The organism is Mycobacterium montefiorense, assembly GCF_003112775.1.
Taxonomy (GTDB): Bacteria; Actinomycetota; Actinomycetes; order Mycobacteriales; family Mycobacteriaceae; genus Mycobacterium; species Mycobacterium montefiorense.
In genome coordinates this window covers 36074-59059 of the sequence record NZ_BFCH01000021.1, presented here as the reverse complement: position 1 = coordinate 59059, position 22986 = coordinate 36074, and the positions used below count along the sequence as shown (strand labels likewise).

At 66.2% G+C, this 22986-nt stretch carries 15 protein-coding genes and 1 pseudogene; 14 read left to right on the top strand and 2 right to left on the bottom strand.

The features are described 5' to 3' along the window. The 5 genes from DB708_RS19975 to DB708_RS19955 all read left to right on the top strand — a co-directional run bounded on the left by DB708_RS19975 (position 1) and on the right by DB708_RS19955 (position 3572). On the top strand, positions 1–1587 hold the full coding sequence (locus DB708_RS19975) for an AMP-binding protein (protein ID WP_108924944.1): 1587 nt from the start codon (positions 1–3) through the stop codon (positions 1585–1587). Between the two features lie 61 nt (positions 1588–1648). Beyond that, positions 1649–2074, top strand: coding sequence for a nuclear transport factor 2 family protein (locus tag DB708_RS19970; protein WP_108924942.1), 426 nt, complete (start codon positions 1649–1651; stop codon positions 2072–2074). Between the two features lie 64 nt (positions 2075–2138). Next, the gene (locus DB708_RS19965) at positions 2139–2612 is read left to right on the top strand and encodes an FAS1-like dehydratase domain-containing protein (protein WP_108925269.1); all 474 of its coding nucleotides are present in this window, start codon (positions 2139–2141) and stop codon (positions 2610–2612) included. Further along, on the top strand, positions 2609–3052 hold the full coding sequence (locus DB708_RS19960; protein ID WP_108924940.1) for a MaoC/PaaZ C-terminal domain-containing protein: 444 nt from the start codon (positions 2609–2611) through the stop codon (positions 3050–3052). Before DB708_RS19965 ends, DB708_RS19960 begins: the two co-directional genes overlap by 4 nt. Beyond that, on the top strand, positions 3045–3572 hold the full coding sequence (locus DB708_RS19955; protein WP_108924938.1) for a maleylpyruvate isomerase family mycothiol-dependent enzyme: 528 nt from the start codon (positions 3045–3047) through the stop codon (positions 3570–3572). The genes DB708_RS19960 and DB708_RS19955 overlap by 8 nt, the downstream gene beginning before the upstream one ends. Here the strand turns inward: DB708_RS19955 and DB708_RS19950 are convergent. Next, positions 3567–5033 carry an aldehyde dehydrogenase gene (locus tag DB708_RS19950; protein ID WP_108924936.1) on the bottom strand — a complete coding sequence of 489 codons (1467 nt, stop codon included), beginning with the start codon at positions 5031–5033 and terminating at the stop codon, positions 3567–3569. The genes DB708_RS19955 and DB708_RS19950 overlap by 6 nt on opposite strands. A gap of 101 nt (positions 5034–5134) precedes the next feature. Between DB708_RS19950 and DB708_RS19945 the strand changes: the two genes are divergently transcribed. Next, positions 5135–6487, top strand: coding sequence for a lipocalin-like domain-containing protein (locus DB708_RS19945; RefSeq protein ID WP_108924934.1), 1353 nt, complete (start codon positions 5135–5137; stop codon positions 6485–6487). Here DB708_RS19945 and DB708_RS19940 read toward each other — a convergent pair. After that, positions 6470–7621 (bottom strand): aromatic ring-hydroxylating oxygenase subunit alpha, encoded by a 1152-nt coding sequence (locus DB708_RS19940; RefSeq protein WP_108924932.1) that lies wholly within the window; start codon positions 7619–7621, stop codon positions 6470–6472. The genes DB708_RS19945 and DB708_RS19940 overlap by 18 nt on opposite strands. Before the next feature lie 40 nt (positions 7622–7661). Here DB708_RS19940 and DB708_RS19935 point away from each other — a divergent pair, with 40 nt between their 5' ends. The 8 genes and pseudogenes from DB708_RS19935 (at position 7662) to acpS (ending at position 22986) form a co-directional block, all read left to right on the top strand. Next, on the top strand, positions 7662–8564 hold the full coding sequence (locus DB708_RS19935; protein ID WP_108924930.1) for a MerR family transcriptional regulator: 903 nt from the start codon (positions 7662–7664) through the stop codon (positions 8562–8564). Positions 8565–8624: 60 nt separating this feature from the next. Beyond that, on the top strand, positions 8625–9344 hold the full coding sequence (locus tag DB708_RS19930) for a DUF1906 domain-containing protein (RefSeq protein WP_108924928.1): 720 nt from the start codon (positions 8625–8627) through the stop codon (positions 9342–9344). An 85-nt stretch (positions 9345–9429) separates the two neighbouring features. Continuing rightward, entirely contained in the window at positions 9430–9951 is a 522-nt protein-coding gene (locus DB708_RS19925; protein WP_108924926.1) for a winged helix-turn-helix transcriptional regulator, read from the top strand. A 356-nt stretch (positions 9952–10307) separates the two neighbouring features. After that, on the top strand, positions 10308–10709 hold the full coding sequence (locus DB708_RS19920; protein WP_108924924.1) for a nuclear transport factor 2-like protein: 402 nt from the start codon (positions 10308–10310) through the stop codon (positions 10707–10709). Further along, complete coding sequence (locus DB708_RS19915; RefSeq protein WP_133251037.1) at positions 10710–12221, top strand: MFS transporter; 1512 nt, start codon at positions 10710–10712, stop codon at positions 12219–12221. Between the two features lie 304 nt (positions 12222–12525). Continuing rightward, positions 12526–12765, top strand: a pseudogene (locus DB708_RS19910) (glycoside hydrolase domain-containing protein); the annotation flags it as partial. 563 nt (positions 12766–13328) lie between these two features. Beyond that, entirely contained in the window at positions 13329–22565 is a 9237-nt protein-coding gene (locus tag DB708_RS19900; RefSeq protein ID WP_108925266.1) for a type I polyketide synthase, read from the top strand. Positions 22566–22593: 28 nt separating this feature from the next. Next, positions 22594–22986 carry a holo-ACP synthase AcpS gene (gene acpS / locus DB708_RS19895; protein ID WP_090604769.1) on the top strand — a complete coding sequence of 131 codons (393 nt, stop codon included), beginning with the start codon at positions 22594–22596 and terminating at the stop codon, positions 22984–22986.

Here is a 22986-nt window from a genome sequence, read left to right as displayed (position 1 = left end):
ATGCATTCGGTCCGGAGTAAGCCGCTGCGGCCCTCCGATTTCGGCGTCGATCGCTTCACCGTCGCGGCGGTGCTGGATCGCCGGGCCCAGGAATACCCCGACCGGGTGATGATGTCGATCGCCGGCACCGAGGTGACGTTCGAGCAGATGCGGCGGCGCTCCCGCGCGGCCGCCGACCTGCTGGCGTCGTTGGGTGTGGGGCGCGGCGATGGCGTGGCTCTGTTCACCGGCACCTGCCCGGAATGGGTTTACTTCTGGCTGGGCGCGGCACGTATCGGCGCGGTGAGCGCGGCGGTCAACGCCGCGAACAGGGGCGACTTCCTGCTGCACACTCTGCGGCTGTCGCGGGCCAAGGTGATTCTCACCGACGCCGAGCGCAAGCCCCGTGTGGACGAGGTTGCCGACCGGTTGGATACGGTGACCGACGTTGTGGTGCAGGATAATTCGCTGAGTCGTCGGCTGGTAGACGATGCCGGCCGCAGTGCTGCCGACGACCCGGAGGATGCCGACGAGGTGGGGGCGCTGTTCTACACCTCGGGCACCACCGGTCCGTCGAAAGCCGTTGCCACGAGCTGGCATTACCTGTTCTCGGTCGCCGCGACCGTCGCGACGGCCTGGAAGTTGCAGGCGGGGGAGGCGTTGTGGACGGCGATGCCGTTGTTCCACTTGAGCGCCGCGCCCAGTGTGCTGACCCCGATGCTGGTCGGCGGGACGACGGTGCTGGCCGATTCGTTCCATCCCGGCCGGGTGTGGGACGACATCCGCGCCCACGGCGCCGTCGGTTTTGCCGGAGCCGGAGCGATGGTGTCGATGCTGCACAACCTGCCCGCCGATGCGCGCGACGCGCAGCTGCCGCTGCGGTTCATCTCTGCCGCGCCGATCGACGCGGCTTCCTACCACGACATCGAAAAGCGTTATGGCTGCCGGATTGTCACGATGTACGGGCTGACCGAAGCATTTCCGATCGCGGTCAAAGGTGTGGCCGACGAGGGCGAACCCGGAACGTCGGGTAAGCCGAATCCCAATTTCGACGTGCGTATCGTCGACGGCGACGGCAACCCACTGCCCGCCGGCACCGTCGGGGAGATCGCCTGCCGGCCCAGGCATCCGCACGTGATGAGCGAGGGCTACGTGGGCGACGGTGCGCGGGTCGACCCGCATCCGGAATGGTTCCGCACCGGCGATCTCGGCCGACTCGACGCCGATCAGAACCTGACGTATCTGGATCGACTCAAGGATTCGCTGCGCCGGCGCGGTGAGAACATCTCCTCGATCGAAGTGGAACGTGTTGTCACGCAACATCACGCGGTGGCCGAAGCCGCAGCGATCGGCGTGCCCAGCGAATTGGGCGAGGACGACATCCTGCTGGCCGTGACATTGCACCCCGACGGCGCGCTGGATTACGCCGAGTTGCTCGATTTCTGCGCGGCCCGGATGCCGTACTTCTGCGTCCCCCGATACGTCGAGCAGGTCAACGAACTACCCAAGAACGTTATCGGTCGGGTGCGTAAAGATCTATTGCGGGCCAAGGGTTTAACTTCGGGGGTCTGGGATCGGGAAGAATATGGATATATTGTCAAACGGTAAGTGAGTCGATGTTACGTAGAGCGTTTCTTTTTTCCTTCGGGGAGAGGCCGGCGAGCAGAAAATGACCATGACCTACCAGCAGGAGCAGTTCCTCCAAGCTGCGACTGGCCGCGACGCGATCTTGAATCTGAACGCTCGGCACAATCGCGCATACTCCGAGGGCGACCGTGACACCTGGATCGCGACATTTCGTCATTCCGGTGCCAGCTATGTTCGTGGCGGCGAATTGTTCTCCGACCTGCGTTCGGCATTCGACGGCGGGGACGCGCAACGCTTGGTGACCGTCGATCACGAGATCGCCGTGGACGGCGTCCACGCGATGCAGCGTTGTGTGGCCGTGCTTTTCTCCGCAGCGTTCGGGGACACCACGCTGCGGGCCACCGGGACATACCGGGATGAGCTGATCTACGAGCGCGGCGGCTGGTACTACACGTCGCGCAATCTCTCCTGGGATCTGGTGCCCAGTCGGCACCCGCTTGTCATGTGAGCGGCATCGATACGTGGATCTCAGCTATCAACTAGCCTTCGGCACCTACGAGGACGCGCTGCAGATGGTCGGCGCGGCCAGCGAACCGCGAACCGCGACGACGCCGATCAGCGGTGCGCGTATTCAATTGTTCGCCGCCATGATTCACGACGGCAATCGTTCTTACTGGGATCCGGAATTCGCGCGGGAGCAATGGGGAGGCCTGCTGGCTCCGCCGGGTCTGTTGATGGGGTGGCTGATACCTCCGCCATGGGAGCCCGGTGGACGCCGTCCTGCGGCGTCGCTGATCTTACGAGTTCCCTTGCCGGGCACGACATTCATCAACGCAGCCAACGACGTTGAGTTTCTCCACCCGATTATCGAGGGCGACGTACTCACCTCCGTCGAGGAATTGGTGTCGGTGTCGCCGGAAAAGCGGACTCGGCTGGGTGTCGGTCATTTCATCGAGACGCTGGAGACTTATCGCCGTCAGGACGGCACCGTCGTCGCCCGATCACGGAACACGTTGTTCCGCTTCACCCCGGGAGCGCCGGCGTGACCGGCGCGGATCTGGACTGGAACGAGATCACCGTTCCCGTCGAGCTACCGGAAGTGGTCGACGAGATCAGTTACCAGCGAGTGGTGGAGAACGCCGGAGCGACGTGGGACTATTTCCCAGGCCACTTCGATCCCGAATATGCCCAAAGTCAGGGCAACCCAACGATTTATCTCAACACGATGCACCTGGCCGGATTCGCCGACCGGGTCGCCACCGATTGGGCCGGCCCGCGCAGCCGGGTGGTGCGCCGGTCTTTAAGGCTGGCGAGCTCGGTCTATGCCGGCGACACGATGGTCGGCCGGGGCCGGGCGGTGGCCAAACGACACGACACCTCGGTGGACCCACCGCGCTACCTGGTCGACATCACGATCGAGGTGACCAACCAGCATGGCGTCCTGTGCTGCCCGGTTGAGCTCACCCTGCAGTTGCGCGGTGGATGACGGCATAGCCGAACTGCATCTGGCGGTGTGTCGACGGTTCGGCGAGACGGTTGAGTCGGCCGACGGCAAATGGGAACGTCGGACCCCGTGCGATGCCTGGGACGCCAGGGGAGTGCTCGAACACGTCATCGGCTTCCATGACGTGCTTGTGTTGCGGCCCATGGGATTAAAGCCCGATCGACCCGGGGAGCCTCAGGCGAGATGGCAATTGACTTATGAAGCCCTGGTAGCGGCGTTTGCCTCCGGCAGGGTCACCCAGCTGGATGCGTATCGGCTGGTGCCTAACCTGTCCCGCGACGTATTGGTGCACACCTGGGATCTCGCTCGCGCGGTCGGGGCCGACGATCGGCTGGATCCCGACTGGTGTGAACTGTTCTACGTTGGCTTACCGACGGATCCCGGGACCTTGATCGGCTCCGGCATGTTCAGCTCCCCGGTTGAGCTGCACGTCGAGACCGATGTGCAGGCAAGGCTTCTTGCGCGTCTTGGCCGGAACCCGTTCTGGCCGGCCGATCTATAGCGGCGGCAGCTTTCCTTTGCACACCAGCGTCTGCAGCTCGACGTACTCGTGGAGGCCCTCGGGACCGAATTCACGTCCGATGCCCGACTGCTTGAAGCCGCCGAACGGGGCGCCGATATCGAGTGTGTACATGTTGATGCCGTAGGTGCCGGTACGAACACCCGCAGCGACCTGAAGGCCATGCGAGATGTCGGATGTCCACACCGAACCGGCCAGACCGTAGTCGGTTTCGTTGGCGATCCGAATCGCTTCGGCCTCGTCGCGGTAGCGCAGCACGGTCAGGACCGGGCCGAAGATCTCCTCGCGGGCGATCCGCATGTCGTTGGTGGCGTCGGCGAATAGTGTTGGCCGCACATACCAACCGCGATCGGCCGGGCTGTCCTCGCCGCCGAGCACGACGCGTGCGCCCTCGCTTTGCCCGGACTTGATGTAGTCCTGGACCCGGCGCTGTTGGCGCTCGGCCACCAGCGGGCCGACGTCGGTTGCGTCGTCGGCGGGGTCACCGACATTCAGCGACGACATCATTGCGGCCAGCGCGTCCACGACGTCATCGTGACGCTGATCGCTGACCAGAATGCGGGTCTGGGCGACACAGGCCTGGCCGTTGTTCATCAGGCCGGCCGATTTCAGCCCCGCGACGGTCTTGTCGATATCGGCGTCGTCGAGAATGATCGCCGCGGACTTGCCGCCCAGTTCCAGGCTCACGCGCTTGAGCTGTTCTCCGCACAAGGTCGCGATGCGGCGCCCTACCGTACTGGACCCGGTGAACGCGATCTTGTCCACGCCAGGGTGGCGCACCAGTGCCTCGCCGATATCCGGGCCGCCGGGCAGCACCGACACCACGCCTTCGGGCAGGTCGAGCTGCTCGATCATTTCGGCCAACCACAAAGCGTCCAAAGGAGTTTCGGGTGCGGGCTTGATGACGACCGTGCATCCGGCGATCAAGGCCGGGATCAACTTGGGCATGATCAGAAACTGCGGCACGTTCCATGGCACGATCGCCCCGACTACCCCGACCGGAGCTCGGCGCAGGTGCACTTCACCGAGGACGCCCTGGCGGCGTTCCGTCCAGGGAAACTGGCGGGCGTCGGCCAAACAGAGATGCATCATCGACGCGGCAGCCGCCGCTTGGCCCAGCCGGCTGAAGCTGCGCGGAGACCCCATTTCGTCGGTGATCAGATCGGCCATCTCCTCGATGTGCCCGCCATAGATTCCGGCCAGCTGTTCGACCTTTGCCATCCGCTCGTCATGGGGCAGGCGCGGCCATGGACCGTGGTCGAATGCATGCCGCGCAGCAGCGACGGCGGCGTCGAGGTCCTCGAGCCCGGCCACCTGGACGTGGCCGATCGGCTGCTCGGAGTGCGGCGAGATCACGTCGAGCTGGCTCGGGTTGGCGGGCTTGCGCCACTGCCCTCCGATGAACAGTTCGGTATAGGTCCGATGGTCGGATTTTTCTGTCATCGGGGCACTTCCTTGGGGAGGGGACGAGGCCGTGACCGTAACTTCGCTATTGACGCTAACATAGCAAAAATGAAGGATGGCGCCGTGGCTAGGAAGCCGAGATGAATAGCGATTGGCGCAGTTATCCGTATCAGTTGGTGCCCGGGGACCCTCAGCTGGATTTTCCCGCCGCCGAGGGCGAACACGCAGACCAGGAGTCCGACACCTGGTTCATCGCCGGCCAACTGCAGGCCGTCGAGAGCGACCGGTCGTTCGCGTTCCTGACCATCTTCAACAAGAACCAGCCCGGCGGCACCGTCGTCGCCGACTTCTACACGATGGCGCTGTTCGATCTCGACAGCGGTGACTACGGCACCTACACCGACTACGACATGCCGCCGGCCAATATGGAGCCCGGGGCGCAGCGCAAATTGACCATGGCCGCAGGCTATCTCGACATCAGCTATCAGAGCAGCGCCGGTGCCGCGTCGTGGACCACATGCCGTGACGGCGATGATCAATTGCTGCCCTATACCTACCGAGTCAGCCTGGTGGGCCAAGACCACCAGGGGAGATCCATGCGGTTGGACCTGGTGGTAACTCCAACGCGCGCACCGACACCGGTGGGTGCGTCGACCTATAACGGGAAGATCGCCTGCTTCGGTCAAAACGACACGTACTCGTATTTCCAGACCGGTATGTCGATGACCGGAACGCTGCGCTGGGGCGAGACCGTCGAGCAGGTCTCCGGTAGCAGCGGACATGTCGATCGGCAGTGGTTCCCGAAGTACGCCGGCGGTGGCGGAACCGCGGGGGACCCGCGGGCCAGGTCGCACGAATGGCGCACAATCAATTTCGACAACGGCGTCGACTTGAGCATCTGGCGGCAGTTTGACCGCACGAACGGCAATGCGCTGCAACCCTTTACGGGCGTGACGACGAGTCACCCCGACCCCGCCATCGCGCCGCAGTGCGCCGAAGACGTCGAGGTCACCATCAGCAGCTATGTCAGGTGGCCGAATACGGTGCGACCCCTGGTGCGTCCGCCGGCGCCGGCGCGCTACATGCCCGACCGGCACCGGATTACCTGCACCACACTGCAACTGGATCTGGTCGGCGCGCCGTTGGTACCGGCCCCGGCGCACGGCCTGCCGATCGAATACATGGAAGGTCCGTACCGCTACCAGGGAACGCTCTGGGGTAAACCGGTGAGCGGCTTCGCGTTCAACGAACGTTCGCTGGCGCTGTATCGGGACTGGGAACTGGTCGAAGTGCTGGCCACCACTGTCGCCGACGTCAATCCCGACCTGCAGTCGGTCGTCGATCAGCTGGTGGGATTGGTGGCCGCGGGCCGTCGTCGCGCAGCTGTTGAACTGCTGACCGGGGCGCTACCCGTGCAAAACGACACGCTCGCAACCCTTCTCGACGATCTGATCGCCGTGCTGTCCGAACAGGAGTCAGCTGACGGCAGCTGACCCGGCGAGAGCCTTCGCCCACTCGATGTGGCGGTGCTGCAGGCCCGGCTCGTTGCGGCCGAACACCAGGTGATCGCGCACGCCCGACGCGAGGTTGGCCTGCAGCCCCTCGACCAGCCGGTAGTCCTCGTCGCGCACCGTGGCGTGCGCGTAGTCGAAGACGGCTTGAGCGCCGGCCGCCACGGATTCCTCGGAGATGTCCAGCGGTGTCGAGTTCTGGTGCACGGTGATCGACCTGCCGGGTTCGTCGCCCGGGTAGATCCGGAACAGCTCGCCGTTGGCGATCGTCACCGACAACACGATGTTGGGGAACAGCGCGTAGATCACCACCATGTTGTGGAACGGGTCCCACTGCTCCTCGGGAACACTGTCCAGCTCGAGGATCGCGTTGAGCGGGAAGATCAACCGATGGTGCGGCCCGTACGAATCGAAAACGGTGCAGTTGCTGCGGGCGATGGTCGCGAAGGTCTGCCGGTGCACGGTGGCGAAGTGGTAGTTCTCGGCGAAGGTGTCGACGGCCAGCTTCCAGTTGATCGGGGCGTCGAGCACCTTCTCGCCCAGCGGAGACCACCGCCCGATGCCCCACGCGTCGAGCTCGTCGGCCAGCGGTCCCAGGTGCGCGGCGACGTCGAGCGTCGCGCCCGGGTCGAGCGCGACCCAGAGGAACCCCGCGAATTCCGCGGCCGGGAGTTCGGTCAACGAGTCGGATTTGACGGTCATGTCCGGGAAGCCCTCACGGCCCGGCAGGCCGACCAGCTGGCCGGTGTTGTCGTAGGTCCAGGCGTGGTACGGACAGGTGAACCTCTTCGCGGTGCCGCACCCCGTCACCACCGGCGACTGCCGGTGCAGGCAGACATTCTCGAATGCCCGGACCGACCCGTCAGAGGTTCGGGTCAGCAGGATCGATCGCCCCAGCACCGTCTTGGTGCAGTACGCGCCGGGATCCGGGAGCTCCGAGACGTAGCCGACCAGTTGCGGGCTGGCCAGCACCAACGCCCTGTCATTGTGGTGGCGCTCGAGCGAGGTGTAATCGCTCGCATCGACCGTGTGCTGCCGGGGAGCGAGATCGGTCGTCTTGTCGCGCGCCAACTTCAAGGCCCGCCGGGTCAGGTCAATGAGCTGATGATGGTCCATCGTCCCAGTACAGACCTTGCGACAGTTGTAAGGTCAAGACGTGGCTGAGCAGTTGCTGATCGGCGAGGTCACGGCGCTGACCGGCATCGCTTCGGGCCGCATCCGTCACTACGAGAAAATCGGGCTGCTGCGCGCCCAGCATCTGAGCAACGGCTACCGGGTCTTCGACGTCGAGCAGGTCCTCGACCTGTTACGCATCGACCTGATGCGAAGCCTCGGTGTGAGCATCAACGACATTCAACGGCTGGTCGGCGGTGGTCAAACCACCTTGGCTGAGCTTCTGGATGAGCACCGCGCATTGCTGATACATCAGCGGGACCGACTGGACCGATTGATCGCGGCTATCGACGAATCCCGCGAATCCCGCGCGGCCGGCGATTGCGGTACCGGGGGCGTCAACGAACACATCCTGCGCACGCTGGCGACCACCCACCGCGACAGCATCGGCGTCATCGGGCGGCTCAGCGCCCCGCTGTCGGTGCCGATCGCCGCGATGTATTCCGACCTTTTCGACGAGTGGCAATTGCCGGTCCCCGCACTGTTCGGGCAGATGGTGTTGCCGCCGGCGGCCAGCACCTTGCTGGAGCAGCTCGCCGAGACGCCGGGACGACGGGTGCTGTTCGACCGGTTGCGCAGCCTGGCGGGCGAGGTGATTGCGTTAGGTGAGAATCTCTCGGCTGCAACAGACCTTGCGGGTACCTGGATTGCGCAACAGCTGGCCGATCCGCTGCCCGAGGACGTGGTCAGTGCGCTGCGGGGTGTGCAGCCGTTGTTGGAACGTGATCCGGTGATCGTGCAGGGGTTCCGGGCTTGGGCCCGATCGATCAACCCGGCAGCGGCGCACTTCATCGAGGAGATGGCCGCCCAAACGGCTCAGCGCGGCCTGGAAACCGTGAGCGTCATCGTGCTGCCGAGGGCTAAACCTGCGACGCACCAGATGTAACTGAGATGTGACCAGTGTGATTGGTGTGTCTTGTGGTGTTTGTGTCGTACCCTGGCCGATGTGTCGATTTCGCGCCGTGACGTGCTCAAATTCGCGGCCGCGACCCCGGCCTTAGTAGGCATGGGTGTTGCGGCGTCATCGTTATGCGCCGCACCGGCGTCGGCATCGCTGGGCACCCTGTTGGACTATGCCGCCGGCGTGATCCCGGCCAGCCAGATCCGGGCGGCCGGTGCGGTGGGGTCGATCCGCTACGTCTCCGACCGCCGGCCGGGCGGTAACTGGATGCTGGGCAAGCCGATCCAGGTCTCCGAAGCGCGCGACCTGCACAGCAACGGGCTCAAAATTGTCTCGTGCTATCAGTACGGCAAGGGCAGTTCTTCCGACTGGCTGGGCGGCGCCAACGCCGGGCTGCAGCACGCCAAGCGGGGGATGGAGTTACATGCCGCCGCCGGGGGTCCGGCCGGCGCACCCATTTACGCGTCGATCGACGACGACCCGTCCTACGAGCAGTACAAAAGCCAGATAGCTCCGTACCTGCGGTCCTGGGAGTCGGTGATCGGACACCAGCGGACCGGCGTTTACGCCAACTCGAAGACGATCGACTGGGCGCTGCATGACGGTTTGGGCTGCTGCTTCTGGCAGCACAACTGGGGCTCACCGAAGGGCTACGCCCATCCGGCTGCCAATCTGCATCAAGTCGAGATCGATAAGCGCAGCGTGGGCGGGGTTGGGGTGGACATCAATGAGATCCTCAAGCCGCAATTCGGGCAGTGGGCCTAGCGCTGCCGTTCGGGACGCAAGCGCATGGGGCACCATGTTGCCCAATAATTCAGTCACTGAACTCTACTTCGCGTATTATTCTTGAGTGGCTTTGCGGCGAGAATACGACCACGAAGTGTGCCCGGTTGCGCGCTCGCTCGAAGTGATCGGCGAGCGGTGGACACTGCTCATCATCCGGGATGCTTTCTACGGCGTGGTCCGCTTCACCGATTTTCGCGATCACCTTGAGATCCCGCCTGCAGTCCTCACCGAGCGACTCAGGCTGCTGGTGGAACACCAGATCATGACGACCTCCGTCGGCGCCAGTGGCCGAAGCGAATACTCGCTGACCCGCAAGGGTGAGCTGCTCTGGCCAGTTGTGTGGTCAATGATGAACTGGGGCAACGAATTCTATGTTCAGTCCGGTCTGCGCCGACCGATCGTGCATTCCGGCTGTGGAGGTGAACTCACACCGTTGGGCAACTGCGGAAAGTGCGGTATCGTTCCCGCGCCCCGCGATCTCGACGTCCATCCGCGGCGTTCCCGGGATGCCGGACACGACGACCGAATCAGTCGCCTACTGAGGAAACCCCACCGGATGTTGGAACCTTTCGTGGACACTCCTTAGCGGAATCGGACGTCCCGGCCACCGTCCGTCGGAGCCGAGTCCCCGAACGGAGCGATTCACCGCGCTGGCCGCTAATCCAGGCAACTCAGCGCGAGCTGCAAGCCGAACATCTCCGCGCGCAACAACGGGTTCGGCGCGGTCGCGGTACTTCATCTATTGAAGTTCAATGAATGAACTTGTAACGTGGTCTCCCGAAAGGGCTGTCATCGCCAGGTCGCAGCGACCGGTTCGCACTATCCATAGATTGGAATCCGCACCGTAGCAACATTTTTCGATCGAAGAAGACTAATGAATGTCTCCGCCATCGACGGCCGTCAGGCCCGCACGCTTCATCCGCACCAACGCTAGGACACCTCATGCACCCACTGCGCACACTCCGCGAACGCGGAGACAACACACCCGAAGAGGTCGCGGCACTGCTGGCCGACGACATCGAATTCCACACACCGATTCTGACCAAGGTGGTGACCGGCCGCGAGCTCATCAGCCGAATCTGGGCACTCTCCTCACATGTGCGCTCCGGTCGCTACCTGCGCGAGCACAAGATCGACGAACGGACGACCTTCCTGCAATGGCAGGGTGAGATTGACGGACGCGACCTCGAAATCCTCGAACTCATCGAAGACGACGACAACGGCCTGATTACTAGGCGCACCGCCGCCTACCGCCCGCTGCCCGCCGTCGAACTGTTCCGATCGGCGATGTACCCGGGTATCAAGGACTGGCTCGGGCCCGAATACTTCGGTTACGAGACATAAGTGAGCGGTGAGGATCTGGCCACCCCGCCACACTGTGGGCCACCGCCGGAATCAGGGACATCGATGACGCGCCCGACCGCTGCCGAGCGCCTCTGCGCACCCGCGACCGATGACGATGCCGGCCATCTCCGCAAGTGGGCGGCCCTCGGCGTGTTGGGCGCCGTCGCGTTCATGGCTCAGCTGGATCTGTTTGTTGTCAACGTCGCGCTGCCGGCGATGGGCCAGTCCTATCGCGGGGCGTCGTTGACCGATCTTTCCTGGGTGCTCAACGCCTACACCGTCGTCTTTGCCGCGTTGCTCATTCCCGCCGGCCGACTGGCCGACCACTATGGGCGCCGCGGGTTTCTCATCGCGGGAACCTGCGCGTTCACGCTCGCTTCGGTGATCTGTGGGGCCGCGCCGACGCTGGCAGTCCTCGTCGCCGGCCGGATGGTTCAGGCGGTCGGCGCCGCCGTGATTGTGCCGGCATCGCTGGGGCTGCTGCTGCACGCGTTCCTGGCCCGGCAGCACAGTCTGGTCGTTGGTCTGTGGGCTGGACTCGCTGCGGTCGCCGGCACCTTGGGCCCCACCGTCGGCGGTCTGCTCGTCGGGCTCAGCTGGCGGTGGATTTTCTTGATCAATCTGCCGATCGGGATCCTTATCGTCGCGCTGGCACGTCGAACGGTGCCCCGCCACCGCGCTGCCCACGACAGCCGGTTGCCGGACGCGCTGTCAGCCGGGTCGCTGCTGATCACCATCACCGCACTGGTGCTAGCGACGGTCAAGGGTCCCGATTGGGGCTGGATGAGCCCCATCACGCTCGGGCTCTACGCCACCGCCGCCGCGGCAGCGTTGATCACGGTGTGGCGCACCGTCGTTCATCCGCACGCCATGATCGAGGCTTCGGTGTTCGCCTCGCGTGCTTTCAGCTGCTCAACCATTGCGCTACTCGCGTTCTTCATCGGATTCGGGGCGTGGTTGCTGATCAGCGTGCTCTTCCTGCAGGACGCGTGGCACTACAGCGCGTTGCGCACCGGTCTGGCGATCGCACCCGGGCCGCTCGTCTCCTTGCTGTGGGCTGTCAACGCCGCGGCAGTCGCCGACCGGTTTGGCCGCACCGCACCGGCGGTCGCGGGGTCGCTGTGTATGGCCGCGGCCGCGGCGCTGTGGTTGCTCGGGGCCGCGGCCACGCCGGATTACGCACAGAGCTTCCTGCCGGGACTGCTGCTGATGGGCTGCGCCGCTGGATTGGTCCAGGCACCGTTGTTCGCTGCGGCAAGTGGCCTGTCGGCTCACCGCGCGACGACCGGGAGCGCGGTGCTGAACACGGCACGGCAGGTCGGCAGCGCCATCGGAGTGGCATTACTGGTGGTGCTGCTGGGCAGCGGCCATGCCACGTTGGCTTGCTACCGCCGCGGGTGGTGGCTGCTGGTGGCCAGTGGGGTGCTCTCGGCCGTCGCGGTCATGCTTTCGGGCACCCGGCGCCGCGCCGCCGCGGCATCGACACCTGCGCCCGCGGCCAACCCCGGCTGACTCGTCGGAAAGGACTGACTCATCAAGCCTCTCGCCCGCATTGACTAACCCGAATCCGTGGCGCGAGAACTGCCGGACCTCACCTTCGCCCAGCTGCACGCCGCCCAGCGAACACAGGAAGAACTTGACCGGGCTGCCGGCACTCTGCATCCCGTATGGCTTCAGTTCCGAGAGTCCGCCGATCGGTATCCAGCTCGTCTCGCGGTGGTTCGACGAGTCGACAATTTTGCGACTCGGGGCACTGCTTGAACGTAACGGTGGACTCGGCGACCGTCGTCCGCCGATCCCGGTCTACCGGCACACCACCTGGGAGTCGGTGATCGGACACCAGCGGACGGGCGTTTACGCCAACTCGAAGACGATCGACTGGGCGCTGCATGACGGTTTGGGCTGCTGCTTCTGGCAGCACAACTGGGGCTCACCGAAGGGCTACGCCCATCCGGCTGCCAATCTGCATCAAGTCGAGATCGATAAGCGCAGCGTGGGCGGGGTTGGGGTGGACATCAATGAGATCCTCAAGCCGCAATTCGGGCAGTGGGACTAGCAATCGCGCGTTCCCGCAAAGATTTCTGGCGCTGTAGCCGATCCGGGCGCGCTTGCGCAACTGCGCTCCAGCAAACACTTGTTCGCCGTTTGTCGTTCCTCGCGGGCGGTGACGAGCGCGAGACGGCCCAACCTCGGCTGCGCGACGGGCGGCACGCAATACGAATTCTTAACATAACGATTTGATAACAATGCCGCCTTGAACAGCGCAGTTATAGCTACTCGACCGTAACCACCTACATGCAGGACGTTTGTTCTGGATACCCGCGAGGTCGGTTAATCCGGGTGTTACCCACAACACGGTTACCCGTGCGTAGAACTCACCAGTAACCAATCTGCGCAGAAAAATGACCCGAATCCTTATGACACTCTTAGTACAGCCGATGCAGTCCGCCGCGCCTCTCAGCCCCCTTGAGTGGCCCGCCGACAACACACCGATCAGCTGCTTTTCGGGCTGCGATTCAAAGCGGAATCGACCCAACGCCAGTTGGGGCCCCGCCCGCCGGGGCTCTCAGCAGGCCGAACGAACCGATACGTGAAGACGCATACAGGGAGATGTACAAGGTGACGATCCACGAGCACGACCGGGTGTCCGCTGACCATGCCCCGCACAGCACCCATGCTCTGGTCGACCGTCTCACGGCCGGCGAGCCGTACGCCATCGCGTTCGGCGGTCAGGGCAGTGCCTGGTTGGAAACCCTCGAAGAGCTGGTGTCCTCGGCCGGTATCGAAACCGATATCGCGACGCTGGTCGGTGAGGCCGAGCTGCTGCTCGAGCCGGTGGCTAAAGAGCTGGTCGTGGTGCGCCCGATCGGCTTCGAGCCGCTGCAGTGGGTACGCGCGCTCGCGGCCGAGGACCCGACCCCCGCGGACAAGCACCTGACGTCGGCCGCGGTGTCGATGCCCGGCGTGCTGCTCACCCAGATTGCGGCCGGGCGTGCCCTGGCGCGACAGGGCATGGACTGGACGGCGACCCCGCCGGTCGCCGTCGCCGGGCACTCCCAGGGTGTGCTCGCCGTCGAGGCGTTCAAGGCCGAGGGCGCGCGCGACGTCGAGCTGCTGGCCCTGGCTCAGCTGATCGGCGCGGCCGGGACCCTGGTGGCCCGGCGCCGCGGCATCTCCGTGCTCGGTGACCGCCCGCCGATGGTGTCGGTCACCAACGCCGACCCCGAGCGCATCGTCGCGCTGCTCGACGAGTTCTCCCAGGACGTCCGGACCGTGCTGCCCCCGGTGCTGTCCATCCGCAACGGCCGGCGTTCGGTCGTCATCACCGGCACGCCGGAGCAACTTTCCCGCTTCGAGCTGTACTGCCAGCAGATCTCCGAGAAGGAAGAGGCCGAACGCAAGAGCAAGATGCGCGGCGGCGACGTCTTCGCGCCCGTCTTCGATCCGGTTCAGGTCGAGGTGGGCTTCCACACCCCGCGGCTGGCCGACGGCATCGACATCGTCGGCGGCTGGGCCGAGAAGGTCGGCCTGGACGTCGCGCTGGCCCGCCGACTGACCGACGCCATCCTGGTGAGCCGGGTCGACTGGGTGGAAGAGATCACCGGAGTGCACAACGCCGGCGCGCGCTGGATTCTCGACCTGGGCCCCGGCGACATCCTGACCCGCCTGACTGCACCGGTGATCCGCGGCCTGGGCGTCGGCATCGTGCCCGCCGCCACCCGCGGCGGTCAGCGCAACCTCTTCACCGTCGGGGCCACCCCCGAGGTGGCACGGCCGTGGTCGAGCTACGCGCCGACCGTCGTGAAGCTGCCCGACGGCCGCGTCAAGCTCTCGACGAAGTTCACCCGGCTGACCGGGCGCTCGCCGATTTTGCTGGCCGGCATGACCCCGACCACCGTGGACGCCAAGATCGTCGCCGCGGCGGCCAACGCCGGACACTGGGCCGAGCTGGCCGGTGGTGGGCAGGTGACCGAGGAAATCTTCGCCGCCCGCATCGACGAGCTGTCCGGCTTGCTCGAGCCGGGCCGCACCTACCAGTTCAACACCCTGTTCCTGGACCCCTACCTGTGGAAGCTGCAGGTCGGTGGCAAGCGCCTGGTGCAGAAGGCCCGTCAGTCCGGCGCCGCGATCGACGGCCTGGTGGTCAGCGCCGGCATCCCGGACCTCGAGGAAGCCGTGGAGCTGATCCACGAGCTCAACGACATCGGCATCAGCCATGTGGTGTTCAAGCCCGGCACCATCGAGCAGATCCGCTCGGTCATCCGCATCGCGACCGAGGCGCCCACCAAAGCGGTGATCGTGCACATCGAGGGCGGTCGCGCCGGTGGCCACCACTCGTGGGAAGACCTCGACGACCTGCTGCTGGCGACCTACTCGGAGCTGCGGTCGCGCTCCAACATCACCGTCTGCGTCGGCGGTGGCATCGGCACGCCCGAGCGGGCCGCCGAATACCTGTCCGGCCGATGGTCGCAGTCCTATGGCTTCCCGTCGATGCCGATCGACGGGATCCTGGTCGGCACCGCGGCGATGGCCACCAAGGAGGCGACCACGTCGCCGTCCGTCAAGCAGATGCTGGTCGAGACCAACGGCACCGATCAGTGGATCGGCGCCGGAAAAGCCCAGGGCGGCATGGCTTCCAGCCGCAGCCAGCTCGGTGCCGACATCCACGAGATCGACAACGCCGCCTCGCGCTGCGGCCGGCTACTCGACGAGGTCGCCGGTGACGCGGACGCCGTTGCCGAGCGCCGCGACGAGATCATCGCCGCGATGGCCGGCACCGCGGAGCCGTACTTCGGCGATGTCAGGGAGATGACCTACCTGCAGTGGCTGCAGCGCTACGTCGAGCTCGCCATCGGCGAGGGCAACTCGACCGCCGACACCGCCGCGCCCGGCAGCCCCTGGCTGGCCGACACCTGGCGCGACCGCTTCCAGCAGATGCTGCAGCGCGCCGAGGCGCGTTTGCACCAGCGCGACCATGGCCCGATCGACAGCGTATTTTCCGGTTCGACCGGCTCTGAGCTGCTGGAGAACCCGTCGGCGGCCATCGAACAGCTGATTGCCGGCTACCCCGACGCTGACAGAGTGCAGTTGCACCCGGCCGACGTGCCGTTCTTCGTCACGTTGTGCAAGACGCTGGGCAAGCCGGTCAACTTCGTGCCGGTCATCGACAAAGACGTGCGCCGCTGGTGGCGCAGTGACTCGCTGTGGCAGGCGCACGACGCCCGCTACGACGCCGACCAGGTGTGCATCATCCCCGGTACCGCAGCCGTCGCCGGCATCACCCGGATGGACGAGCCGGTCGGTGAACTGCTCGACCGTTTCGAGCAGGCCGCGATCGACGAGGTGCTGGGCACCGGCGCCGACGCCACAGCCGTCAGGTCACGCAGGCTGGGTCGCCCGGATGTGACCGGGCCACTGGCCGTCGTGCTCGACGCCCCGGACGTGCTGTGGGCCGGGCGCACCGCCACCAACCCGGTTCATCGCATCGCCGACCCGGCCGACTGGCTGGTTCACGATGGATCCGACGGGCAGCGTGCCACGCACTCGTCGACTGGGGCTCGCCTGCAGGTCAAGTCCGACGGCGGGGCGGGCGATGAACAGGTCGTGCTGAGCATCCCGGTGTCGGGGGTGTGGATCGAAATCCCATTCACGTTGCACAACAACACCATTGACGGTGGTTCACCGGTAGTTTCCACCGACGACGCGACCGCTGCGATGCGCGCGGTCCTGGCGATCGCCGCCGGTGTCGACGGGCCGGAGTTGCTTCCGCAGGTGACGGACGGGACCGCCACCGTGACGGTGGACTGGGACCCGGAGCGGGTCGCCGACCACACCGGTGTCACTGCCACCTTCGGTGAGCGGCTGGCACCCAGCCTCAACGCCGTGCCCGACGCGCTGGTGGGCCTGTGCTGGCCCGCGGTTTTCGCGACGATCGGTTCCGCGGTCACCGATGCCGGTGTTCCGGTCGTCGAGGGCCTGCTGAGCCTGGTGCACCTGGACCACGCCGCGCACGTCGTGGGCGAGCTGCCCGCGGATCCGGCTCAATTGGCCGTCACCGCAACGGCTTCGGCAGCGACCGACACCGACATGGGTCGCGTCGTCCCGGTATCGGTGACGGTGGCTGGCCCCGACGGCACGGTGATCGCCTCGCTCGAGGAGCGATTCGCGATCCTCGGGCGCACCGGAGCCGGCGAGCTCACCGACCCGGCCCGGGCCGGCGGCTCGGTGTCCGAGAACGCGACCGACACCCCGCGGCGCCGTCGCCGCGACGTCACCATGACCGCGCCCGTCGACATGCGTCCGTTCGCGGTGGTCTCCGGTGACCACAACCCGATCCACACCGACCGGGCGGCCGCGCTGCTGGCCGGGCTGGAATCGCCGATCGTGCACGGCATGTGGTTGTCGGCTGCCGCGCAGCACACGGTGACCGCCACCGACGGCCAGGCTCGCCCGCCGGCCCGGCTGATCGGCTGGACGGCGCGGTTCCTGGGCATGGTACGTCCGGGCGATGAGGTCGACTTCCGGGTCGATCGCGTCGGAATCGACCAGGGCGCAGAAGTTTTGGAAGTCGCCGCGCGCATCGGCTCGGATCTGGTGATGTCGGCGACCGCGCGACTGGCCGCCCCCAAGACGGTCTATGCATTCCCCGGCCAGGGCATCCAGCACAAGGGTATGGGCATGGAGGTTCGCGCCCGGTCCAAGGCGGCCCGCAAGGTGTGGGACGACGCCGACAAGTTCACCCGCGACACCCTGGGCTTCTCGGTACTGCACGTGGTGCGCGACAACCCGACCAGCCTGATCGCCAGCGGCGTGCACTACCACCACCCAGACGGTGTGCTCTACCTGACGCAGTTCACTCAGGTCGCGATGGCCACCGTGGCGGCCGCGCAGGTCGCCGAGATGCGTGAGCAGGGCGCATTCGTCGAGGGCGCCATCGCCTGCGGTCACTCCGTCGGTGAATACACCGCGTTGGCCTGCGTGTTGGGCATCTACCAGCTGGAAGCCTTGCTAGAGACCGTGTTCCACCGCGGCTCGAACATGCACGACATCGTGCCGCGCGACGAGATGGGCCGTTCGAACTACCGGTTGGCGGCGATCCGTCCGTCGCAGATCGACCTGCCCGACGACGAGGTCACCGACTTCGTCGCCGAAATCGCCGAGCGCACCGGCGAATTTCTGGAGATCGTGAACTTCAACCTGCGCGGTTCGCAGTACGCGATCGCCGGCACGGTCCGCGGTCTCGAGGCCCTCGAGGAGGAAGTGGAGCGTCGCCGCGAGATCACCGGCGGCAAGCGCTCGTTCATCTTGGTGCCGGGTATCGACGTGCCGTTCCATTCCCGGGTGTTGCGGGTCGGGGTTGCCGACTTCCGTCGCTCGCTGGAGCGGGTCATGCCGCGCGACGCGGATCCCGAACTGGTCATCGGGCGCTATATCCCGAACCTGGTGCCGCGGCCGTTCACGCTGGATCGCGACTTCATCCAGGAGATCCGCGATTTGGTGCCGGCCGAGCCGCTCGACGAGATCCTCGACAACTACGACACCTGGCTTACCGAGCGTCCGCGCGAGATGGCGCGCGTTATTGTGATCGAGCTGTTGGCTTGGCAATTCGCCAGCCCGGTGCGCTGGATCGAAACCCAGGACCTGCTGTTCACCGAGGATGCCGCTGGCGGCCTGGGTGTGGAGCGGTTCGTCGAGATCGGTGTGAAGTCGGCGCCGACTGTCGCCGGACTGGCCGCCAACACCCTCAACCTGCCCGAATATGCGCACAGCACAGTCGAAGTGCTCAACGCCGAGCGGGATGCTGCCGTGCTGTTCGCCAACGACACCGACCCCGAGCCGGAAATCGAAGAGCCGGCTGAGTCGGCCGCACCGGAAGAGGCCGCATCGGCGCCCGAAGGCGCCGCACCGGCACCCGCGCCGGCGCCTACCGCGCCCTCGGGCGCGCCGCGTCCCGAAGACATCGCGTTCGGCGCGGCCGACGCCACACTCGCGCTGATCGCGCTGTCGGCGAAGATGCGCATCGACCAGATCGAGGAGCTGGACTCCATCGAGTCCATCACCGACGGTGCGTCGTCGCGGCGCAACCAGCTGCTGGTGGACCTGGGTTCGGAGTTGAACCTGGGCGCCATCGACGGTGCCGCCGAGGCCGACCTGGCCGGACTGCGGTCGCAGGTGACCAAGCTGGCGCGCACCTACAAGCCTTACGGCCCGGTGCTTTCCGACGCGATCAACGACCAGCTGCGCACGGTGCTCGGGCCGTCCGGTAAGCGGCCGGCCGCCATCACCGAGCGGGTCACGAAGACCTGGGAGCTCGGCGAGGGCTGGGCCAAGCACGTCACCATCGAGGTGGCGCTGGGCACCCGCGAGGGCACCAGCGTGCGCGGCGGGGCCATGGGACACCTGCACGAGGGTGCGATGGCCGACGCCGCTTCGGTCGACAAGGCCATCGACGCCGCGGTCGCTGCGGTGGCTGCACGTCAAGGTGTTTCGGTGGCGCTGCCCTCGGCGGGTGGTGGCGGCGGAGCGACCGTCGACGCGGCCGCGCTGAGCGAATTCACCGACCAGATCACCGGCCGAGACGGTGTGCTTGCATCCGCGGCTCGCCTGGTGCTGGGTCAGCTGGGTCTCGACGACACGGTCAGCGCCTTGCCGGTGGCCACCGACGCCGCCCTCATCGACTTGGTCACCGCCGAATTAGGTTCGGAATGGCCGCGTTTGGTGGCACCTGCGTTCGAGGCCAAGAAGGCCGTCGTGTTCGACGACCGCTGGGCCAGCGCCCGCGAGGACTTGGTCAAGCTGTGGCTGACCGACGAGGGCGACATCGACGCGGACTGGGTGCGACTCTCCGAACGATTCGAGGGCGCCGGGCACGTCGTCGCGACCCAAGCCACCTGGTGGCAGGGCCGCTCGCTGGCCGCGGGTCGCCAGATCCACGCATCCCTGTACGGCCGGATCGCCGCCGGCGCCGAGAACCCGGATCCCGGTCCGCACCACAGCGAAATCGCTGTCGTGACAGGCGCTTCGAAGGGCTCGATCGCCGCGTCGATCGTGGCGCGACTGCTCGATGGCGGTGCCACTGTCATCGCGACGACGTCCAAGCTCGACGAGGAGCGACTGGCGCTTTACCGCACGCTGTACCGCGACCATGCCCGTTTCGGTGCGTCGCTGTGGGTGGTCGCGGCCAACATGGCGTCCTACTCCGACATCGACGCCCTGGTCGAGTGGATCGGTGCCGAGCAGAGCGAAAGCCTTGGGCCGCAGTCGATTCACATCAAGGACGCACAAACCCCGACGCTGCTGTTCCCGTTCGCGGCACCGCGGGTGGTCGGCGACCTGTCGGAGGCCGGTTCGCGCTCCGAGATGGAGATGAAGGTTCTGCTGTGGGCCGTGCAGCGGCTGATCGGCGGTCTGTCGAAGATCGGCGCCGAGCGCGACATCGCGTCGCGGTTGCACGTGGTACTGCCCGGCTCGCCCAACCGCGGCATGTTCGGCGGTGACGGCGCTTACGGTGAGGCCAAGTCGGCCCTGGACGCCCTGGTCAGTCGCTGGCACGCCGAATCGTCGTGGGCGGCCCGAGTTAGCTTGGCGCACGCGCTGATTGGCTGGACTCGCGGTACCGGGCTGATGGGTCACAACGACGCCATTGTCACCGCGGTCGAGGAGGCCGGTGTCACGACCTACTCCACCGACGAGATGGCCGGCATGCTGTTGGCCCTCTGCGATGTGGAGTCGAAGGTGGCCGCGGCCAGCGAGCCGATCAAGGCGGACCTGACCGGCGGTCTCGGCGACGTCGAACTCGACATGGCTGAGTTGGCCGCCAACGCACGCGAGCAGGCGACCGCGAGCGATGACGCGGACGACGAGCCCGCGGAGGGCACCATCGCAGCGCTGCCGTCCCCGCCCCGCGGGTACACCCCGGCACCGCCGCCGGAATGGGCAGACCTCGACGTCGACCCGGCCGATTTGGTGGTGATCGTCGGCGGCGCCGAACTCGGCCCGTTCGGTTCCTCGCGCACCCGCTTCGAGATGGAGGTTGACAACGAATTGTCGGCGGCCGGAGTGCTGGAGCTGGCCTGGACCACCGGCTTGATTCGCTGGGAGGACGACCCCCAACCGGGTTGGTACGACACGCAATCCGGCGACCTGATCGACGAGGCCGAGCTGGTCGAGCGCTACCACGACACGGTCGTCGAGCGTTGCGGCATCCGGGAGTTCGTCGACGACGGCGCGATCGATCCCGATCACGCGTCGCCGCTGCTGGTTTCGGTGTTCTTGGACAAAGACTTCAGCTTTGTCGTGTCGTCGGAGGCCGACGCCCGCGGGTTCGCCGAGTTCGACCCGGAGCACACGGTGATTCGGCCGGTGCCCGACTCGAGCGACTGGCAGGTGATCCGCAAGGCGGGCACCGAGATCCGGGTGCCACGCAAGACCAAACTGTCGCGGACGGTCGGGGCGCAAATCCCGACCGGGTTTGACCCGACGGTATGGGGCATCAGCGCCGACATGGCCACCTCGATCGATCGGGTGGCGCTGTGGAACATCGTCGCGACCGTCGACGCGTTCTTGTCCGCCGGCTTCACCCCGTCCGAGCTGATGCGGTGGGTGCACCCGAGCCTGGTCGCCAGCACCCAGGGCACCGGTATGGGCGGCATGACGTCGATGCAGACCATGTATCACGGCAACCTGTTGGGCCGGAGCAAGCCGAACGACATCCTGCAGGAAGTGCTGCCGAATGTTGTTGCCGCCCACGTGGTTCAGTCCTATGTCGGCAGCTACGGCTCGATGATCCACCCGGTCGCGGCATGCGCGACCGCGGCGGTGTCGGTCGAGGAGGGCGTCGACAAGATCCGGCTGGGCAAGGCCGAAATGGTGGTGACCGGTGGCCTGGACGACCTGACGCTGGAGGCCATCATCGGTTTCGGTGACATGGCGGCCACCGCCGACACTTCCATGATGCGCGACCGGGGCATCGACGACTCGAAGTTCTCCCGGCCCAACGATCGACGCCGGCTGGGCTTCGTCGAAGCGCAGGGGGGTGGCACCATCCTGCTGGCCCGCGGCGACCTGGCGCTCAAGATGGGCCTGCCGGTGCTCGCGGTGGTGGCCTTCGCGCAGTCGTACGGCGACGGAGTGCACACCTCGATCCCGGCGCCGGGCTTGGGTGCGCTCGGCGCGGGCCGCGGCGGCAAGGACTCAGCGCTGGCGCGCGCGCTTGGCAAGCTGGGCGTGTCCGCTGACGACGTCGCGGTGATCTCCAAGCACGACACGTCGACGCTGGCCAACGACCCGAACGAGACTGAGCTGCACGAGCGGCTCGCCGACTCGCTGGGCCGCTCCGAGGGTGCGCCGCTGTTCATCGTCTCGCAGAAGAGCATGACCGGACACGCCAAGGGCGGTGCGGCGGTCTTCCAGATGATGGGGCTGTGCCAGATGCTGCGCGACGGGGTGATCCCGCCCAACCGCAGCCTGGATTGCGTCGACGACGAACTGTCCGGCTCTGCTCACTTCGTCTGGGTTCGCGACACGCTACGGCTTGCCGGGAAGTTCCCGCTGAAGGCAGGGATGCTGACCAGTCTCGGGTTCGGCCACGTGTCCGGCCTCGTCGCACTGGTGCACCCGCAGGCGTTCATCGCCGCGCTGAACGCCGAACAGCGCGAGGACTACCAGCAGCGCGCGGACGCACGCCTGCTGTCCGGTCAGCGCCGGCTCGCTTCGGCCATCGCCGGCGGCCCACCGATGTACGAGCGGCCGCCGGACCGTCGCTTTGATCACGACTCTTCGGAGAAGCGTCAGGAGGCCGCGATGCTGCTGAATCCGGCCGCACGGCTGGGCGACGACGAGGCCTACGTCGGGTGACTCCGGTCATCCGATAACCTGGCCAGCCATGGGCATCGTCGGTGTGGGGATAGACCTCGTCTCCATTCCGGATTTCGCCGACCAGGTTGACCAACCGGGAACGGTGTTCTCCGAGACATTTACGCCGGGTGAGCGTCGCGACGCCTCCGACAAGAGTTCGTCGGCGGCGCGCCACCTCGCTGCGCGCTGGGCTGCGAAGGAAGCGGTGATCAAGGCCTGGTCCGGTTCGCGGTTCTCCCAGCGGCCGATCCTGCGTGAGGACATCCACCGCGACATCGAAGTCGTCACCGACATGTGGGGACGACCGCGGGTGCGGTTGACCGGGGACATCGCGAAGCATCTGGCCGACGTCACGATCCACGTGTCGCTGACTCACGAAGGGGATACCGCGGCCGCGGTGGCCATCCTCGAAACGTCGTGA